Below are 9,468 nucleotides of genomic sequence, written 5' to 3' on the forward strand. Positions count from 1 at the left end.
GGTCCCGCTCGAACAGGGCGATCACCTGGCCGAAGAGCACGAACTCCTGCGCGAGCACATCGTCGCCTACCGCATCGAGGGCGCGTTGTTCTTCGCCGCGGCGCACCGATTCCTCCTCGAACTCGCCGAGGTCGCGGACGTGAAGGTGGTGATCCTGCGCATGTCGCGGGTGACCGCCCTCGACGCCACCGGCGCGATCGTCCTCAAGGACGCCATCACCAAACTCGAGCACCGTCACATCACCGTGTTGATCTCCGGTACCAAGCCCGAACACGTACGCCCACTCGAAGCTGTCGGCGTGTTCACCACCAGCGACGGCCAGGAACGACCCGTCTTCGAGACGACCCCGCGCGCGATCGGCTTCGCGCGCATGCTCGTCCTTCCCGACAGCCACTACGCCTCCACCGGCACCGGCACCGGCACCGGCACCGAGGACTGACCGACGCCGGAGATCCACTCCGGCACCACCACACCGACGCCGCGCCTCGGGGCCCGGTGCAAACCGACGCTGCCCGACCCCTCGTCGGGGTTCTCGCGGCCCCCGGTGTTCGTCCCGGCCGTGACCGGTCCGCGTCGGGAGCGTCCGCATCGCACCGATCGCGCCCTCGACAACCGCTCGGGCCCGCGGCCGCTCCCGTGCGAGTCCCGTGGTCCATCGGGGGCAGCTGTCGAATGAACTCTGTTTCAGGCCCGGTGGCAAGAGGCCTGCACAAACATAAGTTCGGTTAGCTAGAACTTGTTATTTGCACTCGGTGAGATCGGTGATACCGTTCCCGAACTATGGGTATCACCCCGGTCCGCTCGCTCCTGGTCGGAGCACTCGTCGGCCACAGCACCGACCTCGACCCCACCGACGCCGCCATCCTCGCGGCGACCATGCGGTGCCTGGCTCGTCACGGCCTGGAACGGACCACCGTGACCGACGTGGCGGCCGAAGCCGGCGTGGGACGCGCGACGGTGTTCCGCCGCTTCGACACCAAGGAAGAGCTGCTCTCCCGCGCGTTCGCCTGGGAACTCGATCGCCTCGTCACCGAGTTCCACGCCGCGATCGACTCGATCGAGGACCCCCTCGAAAGGTCGGTCGAGTGGCTCGTCGAAGCCGTGCGCACCGTCCGGAACCATCCGGTGGGCCGGCGCTTCGTCGACGACGGCGCTGCACTCCCCCTCATGCACGACCCGCAGATCGCCACCATGCTGCTCACCTCCGTCCGCGAGGAGCTCGAATCCACGGCGCGGGAGACCGGCATCGAGTTCGACACCGAGACCGCCGCGGAGATCATCTCCCGCTTCTTCGCGAGCGTCTGGCTGGCTCCCGACCTCGGACCCGCCACGGCGACCGACGACGGAGTACGACGCATCGCCAGGACGATGCTGTCGTTCCTCGTCGTGCCGCCCACACCGCCTGCCGGATGACCCCGTCCCGGCCCCCGCTCACCGAACCCGAGGAGATCGCGATGGAAACCACTCCGGCACAACGTGTTTCGGTGGACATCGAGGAGGACGTTCCCGTCGCCGACCGCACCTTCGTCCGCCTGCTGGCGGATCGGCGGATCTGGCCGCTGTTCCTGTTCCGGGCACTGTCGCTGCAGGGCACGCATCCCACCGTCATGGTTGCGCTCGAACAACATTCGAAGTCGTTCAGCCGGCCGTCGGTGCGCGCGGAGAACACCCTGGCCTACACCTACCGGATCTACTTCGGCGAGAACGTGGCCGAATCCGCGCGTGAACTGCGCGAGATGCACCGGCCCATCACCGGACTCGACTACGAGGGGCGCAAGTACCACGCGTGGAACCGCGACGTGTGGACGTGGGTGCACCTCACCACGATCGAGTCCCTGATCTACGCGATCACGGTCTGCTTCGGTCCGCAACCCGAGGCCGAGGTGGAAGCGTTCTACCGGGAGAGCCGCCGCCTCGGCCTGCTCTTCGGGGTGCGCGAGCAGGACATGCCCACCGATGCCGCGGGTCTGCGCACGTACGTCGAGCAGGGGGTCGTGGAGAAACTCGCCATGTCGCCCGGCACCCGGCGGATGCAGCAACTCGTCGACGAGCAGGACGTGATCGCAACTCTCCAACCGAAACTCGCGGCACTGCCCCGTCCGCTGCCGGCGCTGCTGGAGAAGCTGACGGGCCGGCCGGTCGAGACCCTGATGTTCGGTGCCTTCCCCGAGCACGTCCGGCAGATCTGGGGTGTGCCGTGGAGCCCGGCCCGCGAACGCGAGTTCCGGGCACTGATCGCGATCGTGCGCGCCGCCGGCCGCATACTCCCCGCACGTGTGCGGATGATCCCCGAAGCCCGCGCTGCCCTGGAGGTCTGACACCCGGTTCCACCGTTCATCGAACGCGTCCCCGGATTCGTCCCGGACGCGGTACCGACGCTGCGGTCGTCGACGCGGTCCCGCCGGACCCGCCCGCTGCGCGCTCGGCTCTTCACCACCAGTTTTCTCAGGGGGATCAACGTGACTTCACGAACCGTGGACGACGCCGCGCCGGGGGGCCGGCCGTTCGGCGGGGCCGTCGCCGCACGCGGCGCCGAGGCGACACGCACCTTCGGGCGCACGCTCCGGTTGGCCTTCCGCGCCACCGCATACCTCGTCGTCGACATCGCCACCGGCCGCTTCCCGCTGCGGGAGGCGATCGTTCAGGGCTGGTTCTTCATCTCGGTGTCGGCCGTACCCGCGATCCTGGTCGCCCTGCCGCTCGGTGTGGTCATCGCCGTGCAGGTCGGCAGCATGACCGACAACGTCGGCGCCAACTCGATGGCCGGCGCGGTCGGCGGCATGGGCGTCATGCAGCAGATCGCGCCGCTGGCCGCGGCCCTGCTCATCGGCGGGGCGGGCGGGTCGGCGATCTCCGCGGACCTGGCCTCCCGCACCATCCGGGAGGAGATCGACGCGCTGCGCACCCTGGGTATCGACCCGCAACGCCGGCTGGTCTCCCCCCGCATCCTGGCGATGGTCGTCGTCGCCCCCATGCTGTCCGTGCTGATCATCCTGATGAGCATCCTCGCGAGCTTCGCGGTCGCCTCCCTCGGCCAGGGGGTGGCCCCGGGCTCGTACTGGTTGTCCTTCGGCAGCTTCGCCTCGACCACCGACCTGATCGTGTGTCTGCTCAAGGCCGCGGTCTTCGGTTACGTGGTGGCCGTCATCTCGAGCCAGCGCGGGCTCGAGGCCAAGGGCGGCCCGAAGGGCGTGGCCGACAGCGTCAATGCGGCCGTGGTGCTCAGCATCATCGCCTGCATGGTCGTCAACCTCTTCATCACCCAGGTGGTCCTGATGTTCGTTCCGATGAGGTTCCTCTGATGAGCGCCGCACAGAAGACCCCGGTCGCGGCGCCGTCCCCCTATCTGCCCAGGGGCCTGCGGTGGACGCGTCACGCACGCCGGGCCTGGGACCCGATCGAGTCCCTCGGGCTCTACCTGCACTTCGTCGTCGTCTCGTTCCGCGGGATCGGACACGCCCTGCGCCGCAACCGGCGCCAGACCGTCGCGATCTTCACCGACCTGACCTGGGGTAACGGCCGCGCCGTCATCGTCGGCGGCGGCGTCGCCCCGGTCCTGGCCATCCTCGGCATCGTCGCGGGTGCGATGGTCGGTCTCGTCGGGTTCTCGGCGCTGGACATGCTCGGGATGGGACCGCTGACCGGTGCGATGTCGGCGCTGGCCAACCCGCGCGAGCTCGCGCCGCTGATCGCCGCGATCGGTTTCGCCGCGCAGGCCGGGTGCCGGATCACGGCCGAGGTCGGTGCGATGCGGATCTCGGAGGAGATCGACGCGCTCGAGGCCCAGGCCATCGACTCGATTCCGTACGTCGTGTCCACCCGGCTCATCGCCGCGGTCGGTGCCGTCGTCCCGTCCTATCTCATCGCGCTCGCGCTCGGGTTCGCCGCCACCGGCGTGACCGTCACCGTGGTGCAGGGCCAGGGTTCGGGCGCCTACGACCACTACTTCCACATGTTCACCGAGCCGGTCGACCTGATCTACTCGCTGATCAAGGTCGTGGTGTTCGTCCTGGTCGTGACGCTCGTGCACGCCTACCAGGGCTATCACGCGAGCGGCGGTCCCGAGGGGGTCGGGATCGCATCCGGGCGGGCCATCCGCGCGAGCCTCGTCCTGATCGTGACCACCGACATGGTGCTCACGCTCGTGATGTGGGGACTCGACGCGACGATCAGTTTCTCGGGGTGAGGGAGTAAGTGAGCACAGCACAGTATTCGGGCTTCGGGCCCGGTCGCCGGGGGTTACGGATCCGCGGGCTCGCGGTTGTCGTCGCGGCCGCGCTCGTCGTCACCGCGGCCTGGTGGGCGACGGAGCCGGATCGGTCCGGTGAGGTCGAATTCGCGGTCACCGCGACGAATCTCGGTGACGGGGTCTCCACCGACACCGCGGTTCGCCTGCGGGGCATGTCGATCGGCACGGTGATCGACGTCGAGCCCCAGGGCCTCAGAATCAGATCGTCAGGCTCAGCGTGGACGAGAACCACTTGGACGAACTGTCGACGTCGATGCACACCCGGTTCGTCTCGTCGAACATCTTCGGTTCCACCGCACTCGAACTCATCCCGATGCCGGGCGGAGAGCCGATCGAACCGGGCAGCACCCTCGCCCTCGGCGACGTCGGGGACTTCACCGTGACCACGGTGCTGCGCGATTCCGGCCGGCTGCTGCTGGATGTGGTGACGCCGCAGCTGTCGGACTCGATCGACAGTGCCGCGGAGCTGACGCAGCAGATGGCGCCGTTGCTCGCCTCGTCGCTGCTGGTGATGCGCAACATCGCCCGCACCCAGAACGAGCCGCTGAGCGAGCTGCTGCCGAAGTTCGCCGACGTCTCCGAGGGCATCGCCGTGTTCACCCCGTCGGCCCTGAACACCCTGTCGGCGATCGCGTCCGTCGAGGAACTCGAGGACGATTTCCGCACCCGGCAGGCGAGCGAGACGATCACCGAGGTCTCGCATCTCGTGCTCGCGCTGTCCGGTGAGATCGTCGGCGCCCTGGGCCCGACCTCGGATGCCGTGGACATGCTGCTCGACATCCTGATCCCGATGAACCAGAGCCTGCGCACCGTCTCCCCCGACCAGGTCGCCCGGCTCGTGGACGGCGCCGACGGTGCCCTGCACCAGCAGGGTGACCGGGTGGTCCTGGGGGTGGACGTCCTCGTGGAGACCTTCCCGGCCTTCCGGGTTCCGCTCGAGAACACCGGGGGTGTCCGATGAGAACTCCCCGCCAGGCAGCCGTCCGGCTGGCGCTGCTCGCGACCGTCGTCGCCCTGATCATCGTGCTGATCGTGCAGGCGATCGAACGACCCGTCGGCGGCTCGACCGTCGCCTACCAGGCCCAGTTCGGAGATGTCTTCGGTCTCAAGGAGAACGCCGACGTGCGCCTGCGCGGCGTGCAGATCGGCAAGGTTGTCGACATCTCGGTGTCCGACGGCAACCGCGCGATCGTCGACTTCACCGTGCTCGACGAGTACCGGCTGCGTGACTCGGACCGGCTCCTGGTCAAGTTCCAGAACCTGACGGGCCAGCGCTATCTGGAACTCGATCGCAGCGAGGACGGCGGCCAGGAACTCGACCCGGCCGAGCTGGTGGTGAACACCGTCGACTCGTTCGACATCACCACCGTCTTCAACGGCCTCAAACCGCTTCTCCGCGAAGCGGATCCGGCCGTCTACAACCGGCTGGCGACCAATGTCGCCGCGCTGATCGAGGGCAGCGAATCCAGCCCGACCCCGGTCATGCGCGACATCGCCGAACTCGCGAGCTACGCCGAGGACCGCAGCGCTCTGATGAGCACCCTCCTCGACAACTTCACGGCCCTGAACGAGCAACTCGAAGGCCGGTCCGAGAACCTCGAGAACATCCTCGAGGTGTTCCATTCGATCTTCACCCCGCTGGTGACACGCATGACCGAGTTCCTGTCCCTGACCAAGCTCGGCGCCCTCGAGATGTCGGAGGTCGACCGCACCGTGAATCTGCTCGCCCAGCTCGGTCTCGGTGCCTATCCCGGCCACGAGGACTTCCTCGAGCGCAACGACGACTTCATCATCCGGGTGGACGAGGTGATCCCGGATCCGGAGACGGCCATCAATACCCTGTCGGTGCTGCCCGGGATCTTCGAGGGGATCAATTCCCTCGTCCCGCGCGTCGACGCGGCCCGGCAGTGCAGCAACGGCGCGGTGCAGTTGCCGATCGAGGCCGACGTGCTGCTCGAGGGCCGTCCCCTGACCATCTGCAACGGAGGTGCCTGATGCGCACCCGCATGTTCGGACGCCTCGATTTCGGATCCGAGGATGCCGATCCCCGCACCCAGATGTGGTGGGCGCTGTCCGGTCTGCTCGTCCTCGCCCTGATCGCCGGCCTCGTCCTCGCGCTCTATCTGCGCCCGGTCGGGGCGTCGACCTACCGGCTGCAGCTGCCGGAATCCGCGGGGCTCGCCGCCGGCGACGACGTGCGCATCGCGGGTGTTCCGGTCGGCTCGGTCACCGGGCTGACCCTGGCCGACGACCACGTCGACGTCGAGTTCACCGTCGACTCCGAGCATTTCCTCGGGGACCAGACCTCGGTGTCGGTGCGGATGCTCACCCCCATCGGGGGCCTGTACCTCGCGGTGCACCCGGCGGGCAGGCAGCCGCTGACCGAGCCCATCCCGCAGAATCGCGCGGCCCTCCCGTTCCTGGTGAACGACATGTTCGAGGAGGCCACCGAGGTGGTGGAGGAACTCGACACCGAGGCGTTGCGCACGGCCCTGGACGAGACCGCCGCGATGCTCGGCGAATCCCCGGACGCGGTGCGCATGACGGTCACCGATATCGAAGCCGTCATGGACGTCATGGCGAACCAGAAGGACCAGATCGAAAGTCTGCTCGAACTGTCCAACGAATATCTCCGCACGGCCAACGACAACCAGGAACTCGCGCTCGAGATCATCCGGGGCTACGCCATCCTCGGACCGAAGATCGTCGAAGCCCACCAGGACGTGAAGATCTTCGCCGACGGGCTATCCGGGCTCGCCGGACTCCTGTTCGACTTCCTCAGCGGCCCGTACCAGGAGAAGGTCGAACCCCTCATTCCTCACCTCGTGGAGGCCGCGGACAGCAGCGCGGAACTGTCGGCGTCCGTCGAGGAGATGACGAATTCCATGCGTGCCACGCTGACCGGACTCGCCGCGATCGCGGGTCCCGAAGGGCAGGCACTTCTCGATCAGAGCGGGCTGACGGTCCAGCGACCCGATGTCTGTCTCCCGATGCCGGGAACACGGTGCTGAGATGCGAACACTGACGACGAATTCACGACGACTCGTGCCCGCGGTGACCGTCGTGGCGCTGGCCGTGGCCGGCGCGACCGCCTTCGCCGCGACCTCCCGGGACGACGACGCGATCTGCGCCTATTTCGAGGACTCCTACGGCCTGTATCCCGGCTCTCCCGTCACCATCCGGGGAATCTCCGTCGGGACCGTGGACCGGATCGAACCCGACGGCGCGCGCGTGCGCGTCGACATGACCGTCGGCGACCGGGAGCTTCCCGCCGAGACCGGTGCGGTGATCACCAATGCGTCGATCCTCACCGATCGGCGCGTCGAACTCGTCGATGCCGATCCCCGACCCGGCCCGGCGCTCACCTCGGACATGTGCATCGACACCGCCCGTACCCGCACCCCGGTCAGCGTGTCGGAGGCACTCGGATCGTTCTCCGAGCTCGTGCGGCAGATGACCGAGCGTGGCCCCGACGGAACGGCGCCGCTCGAATCGGCCCTGAAGGACGCCGGACGCGAGTTCGAGGGTCTCGGCCCGACGCTGAACCGCGAACTGCGCGACCTCGCGGAACTGCTGTCGTCGCCGGACAACTTCATGGACCAGCTCGGGCAGATCCTCGACAACTCCGCCGAGATGACCACCTTTCTCACGGGTGACTGGGAGAACGTCAAGTCCACCATCCAGACGTTCGCTCCCGGTCTGGCCGGCATCGAGCAGATGCTCGTCGTGGCGAAGATCCTCGTCGAGAAGCTGTCCCTGGCCGTCGGCCCGCTCGACCGGCTGTTCAACGAGCACTTCCCCTACCTGATGAACGCCTTGAACTCCACGCTGCCCACCCTGACGATGCTGCGGACCGGGGCCGAGAACTCGAGCGAACTGCTCGCGACGATCCCCGGCACCGTGACGATGCTCGCGACGATGGTGCAGACCCGGCCCGGGTCGGTGTCCGTCGAGCTCGATCCGGCCCGAGCCGAGGTGCCGACCCCCGACGCGACGCTGACCTGCGCGGCCCTCGAGCAGATCGCCCCGGACACCTGCTCGGTGGTGTCCTCCCGCTCGGTGTCGGTGCCGCTGCCGCAGCTGGTCCTGTCGACGATCGGAGCAACCCCGTGACCCGTTCGTTCACCCGCTCGCGCCGGCTGGCAGGCGTGGTCCTCGCCGCCGTGGTGGCGTTGTGCGGCTGCAGCTTCGACCCCAGCGACCACGCCCTGCCCGGCTCCGGGGTGCGCGGACCGACCTACCGGCTGAACCTCGAGTTCGAGTCGCTGCTGAGCCTGCCGGCCGGAGCCGACGTCCGCAGCGAGGGCATCTCCGTGGGCACCCTGCGGGCGATCGACCTCGGGCCGCACAGCGCGGTCGCGCGGATCGACGTGCGCGAGTCGGTGGTCGTGCCGGAGGGAACCCGCGCCGAACTGCGGCAGAACACCGTGCTCGGCGACATCTACATCGCCCTGGTGCCGCCGGTGGACGGGAGCGGCGCTCCGTTGCGGGACGGCGACACCATCCCGCTGAGCGACACGGATCCGGGTCCCCAGATCGAGGACATGCTCGAGCGGATCGCGATGTTCGTCAACGGCGGCAGCCTCACCCGGCTGCAGGATTCGATCGCGCGCCTGAACGAGGTGCTGCCCGAGGACCCCGCGGAGACCCGCGAGCTGTCCGCGACGATCTCCACCGATCTGAGCGACGCGGCCGCGAACATCGACCAGATCGATCGCATCGTCGTTGCAACGGACGAGCTGTCCCAGCGTCTCGACGCCGCCCGCGACGAGGTGGGATTCCTGTTCTCCGACACCGCGCGACGCCGACTGGATCGGGTGCCCTACTTCATGGAAGCCGTGCTCAACATCGTCATCGACGTCAACACCATGGTCACGGGCCTGGAGTGGCTGATCCCCCGCCTCCCGCACATCAACGACAATCTCGAGCTGCTCACCCCGTTGCTGCGCGAACCGTCGCCGACCGCCGGTGAGCTGCGGGGCAACGCGGCCGAGCTGGTCGAGCTCGTCGACGAGAAGCTGGTCCCCTTCCTGCTCGAACCCGGCATCGAAATTCGTCAGGTGACGATCGCCGGCGACGAGGGAGGCCCGGCGGCCGACGGATTGGTTCTCCTGCGCATGATCGGAGCTCTGCCGTGACCCGTATTCCCGCGTGGATGTCCGCGCTCGCCCTGGTCGTGGTGATGATCCTGGGCACCTGGTATCTCGTGGTCGGCGTGC

General features: G+C 68.3%; 10 protein-coding genes. All 10 read left to right on the forward strand.

What is annotated here, in order from left to right:
• A partial coding sequence (locus I0Q12_RS18265; protein WP_197253297.1) for a sodium-independent anion transporter occupies positions 1-439 on the forward strand: 439 nt, incomplete at its 5' end.
• Between the two features lie 341 nt (positions 440-780).
• Positions 781-1,413 (forward strand): TetR/AcrR family transcriptional regulator, encoded by a 633-nt coding sequence (locus tag I0Q12_RS18270; protein WP_197253298.1) that lies wholly within the window; start codon positions 781-783, stop codon positions 1,411-1,413.
• The gene (locus tag I0Q12_RS18275; protein WP_197253299.1) at positions 1,410-2,318 is read left to right on the forward strand and encodes an oxygenase MpaB family protein; all 909 of its coding nucleotides are present in this window, start codon (positions 1,410-1,412) and stop codon (positions 2,316-2,318) included. Before I0Q12_RS18270 ends, I0Q12_RS18275 begins: the two co-directional genes overlap by 4 nt.
• Positions 2,319-2,567: 249 nt before the next feature.
• Positions 2,568-3,302 (forward strand): ABC transporter permease, encoded by a 735-nt coding sequence (locus tag I0Q12_RS18280; protein WP_231610964.1) that lies wholly within the window; start codon positions 2,568-2,570, stop codon positions 3,300-3,302.
• Positions 3,302-4,186, forward strand: coding sequence for an ABC transporter permease (locus tag I0Q12_RS18285; RefSeq protein ID WP_197253300.1), 885 nt, complete (start codon positions 3,302-3,304; stop codon positions 4,184-4,186). Before I0Q12_RS18280 ends, I0Q12_RS18285 begins: the two co-directional genes overlap by 1 nt.
• 280 nt (positions 4,187-4,466) lie before the next feature.
• Complete coding sequence (locus I0Q12_RS18290; protein ID WP_197253301.1) at positions 4,467-5,210, forward strand: Mce family protein; 744 nt, start codon at positions 4,467-4,469, stop codon at positions 5,208-5,210.
• Positions 5,207-6,244 (forward strand): MlaD family protein, encoded by a 1,038-nt coding sequence (locus tag I0Q12_RS18295; RefSeq protein WP_197253302.1) that lies wholly within the window; start codon positions 5,207-5,209, stop codon positions 6,242-6,244. The genes I0Q12_RS18290 and I0Q12_RS18295 overlap by 4 nt, the downstream gene beginning before the upstream one ends.
• The gene (locus I0Q12_RS18300; protein WP_197253304.1) at positions 6,244-7,260 is read left to right on the forward strand and encodes an MlaD family protein; all 1,017 of its coding nucleotides are present in this window, start codon (positions 6,244-6,246) and stop codon (positions 7,258-7,260) included. Before I0Q12_RS18295 ends, I0Q12_RS18300 begins: the two co-directional genes overlap by 1 nt.
• A gap of 1 nt (position 7,261) precedes the next feature.
• Complete coding sequence (locus I0Q12_RS18305; RefSeq protein WP_197253306.1) at positions 7,262-8,362, forward strand: MCE family protein; 1,101 nt, start codon at positions 7,262-7,264, stop codon at positions 8,360-8,362.
• Positions 8,359-9,387 carry an MlaD family protein gene (locus I0Q12_RS18310; protein WP_197253308.1) on the forward strand — a complete coding sequence of 343 codons (1,029 nt, stop codon included), beginning with the start codon at positions 8,359-8,361 and terminating at the stop codon, positions 9,385-9,387. The genes I0Q12_RS18305 and I0Q12_RS18310 overlap by 4 nt, the downstream gene beginning before the upstream one ends.
• Positions 9,388-9,468 lie beyond the last annotated feature (81 nt).

Source organism: Rhodococcus sp. CX (genome assembly GCF_015865005.1).
GTDB lineage: Bacteria > Actinomycetota > Actinomycetes > Mycobacteriales > Mycobacteriaceae > Rhodococcus.

Excerpts from the sequence above, each read along its gene's own strand:
- I0Q12_RS18305 (WP_197253306.1), top strand. The coding sequence starts at position 7,262 with ATGCGAACACTGACGACGAATTCACGACGACTCGTGCCCGCGGTGACC.
- I0Q12_RS18275 (WP_197253299.1), top strand. The coding sequence starts at position 1,410 with ATGACCCCGTCCCGGCCCCCGCTCACCGAACCCGAGGAGATCGCGATG.
- I0Q12_RS18300 (WP_197253304.1), top strand. The coding sequence starts at position 6,244 with ATGCGCACCCGCATGTTCGGACGCCTCGATTTCGGATCCGAGGATGCC.
- I0Q12_RS18295 (WP_197253302.1), top strand. The coding sequence starts at position 5,207 with ATGAGAACTCCCCGCCAGGCAGCCGTCCGGCTGGCGCTGCTCGCGACC.
- I0Q12_RS18285 (WP_197253300.1), top strand. The coding sequence starts at position 3,302 with ATGAGCGCCGCACAGAAGACCCCGGTCGCGGCGCCGTCCCCCTATCTG.
- I0Q12_RS18270 (WP_197253298.1), top strand. The coding sequence starts at position 781 with ATGGGTATCACCCCGGTCCGCTCGCTCCTGGTCGGAGCACTCGTCGGC.